1 pseudogene is annotated in these 487 nt (G+C 59.1%); it reads left to right on the plus strand.

The window, feature by feature from the left end:
• Positions 1-60 precede the first annotated feature (60 nt).
• A pseudogene (locus ASD32_RS30765) lies at positions 61-487 on the plus strand (aminotransferase class I/II-fold pyridoxal phosphate-dependent enzyme); the annotation flags it as partial.

A 487-nucleotide genomic window follows, 5' to 3' on the forward strand; every position in this document is an offset into this window, starting at 1 on the left:
GTTGCGTCGGGGGCGAAGGTTTTGAACTTTTGCGCCAACAATTATCTCGGTCTTGCCGANCAGTGCCGAACTGATCGAAGCGGGCAAACGGGCGCTGGACCGGTACGGTTACGGCATGGCCTCGGTGCGCTTCATCTGCGGCACGCAGGAGGAGCACAAGCAGCTGGAAGCGCGCATCTCGTCGTTTCTGGGGATGGAAGACACGATCCTCTATTCCTCGTGTTTCGATGCCAATGGCGGCCTGTTTGAGACGTTGCTGGGGGAGGAGGATGCGATCATTTCCGATGCGCTCAACCATGCCTCGATCATCGATGGCGTGCGGCTCTCCAAGGCCAAACGTTTCCGTTATGCCAATAATGACATGGGCGCGCTGGAGGAGGAACTGAAGAAGGCGGAAGGCGCGCGCTTCAAGCTGATCGCCACCGACGGCGTGTTTTCGATGGACGGCATCATCGCCAATCTGCAGGGCGTCTGCGATCTCGCCGAC

This window comes from Rhizobium sp. Root483D2 (assembly GCF_001426685.1).
In the GTDB taxonomy this organism is placed as follows: Bacteria; Pseudomonadota; Alphaproteobacteria; order Rhizobiales; family Rhizobiaceae; genus Pararhizobium; species Pararhizobium qamdonense.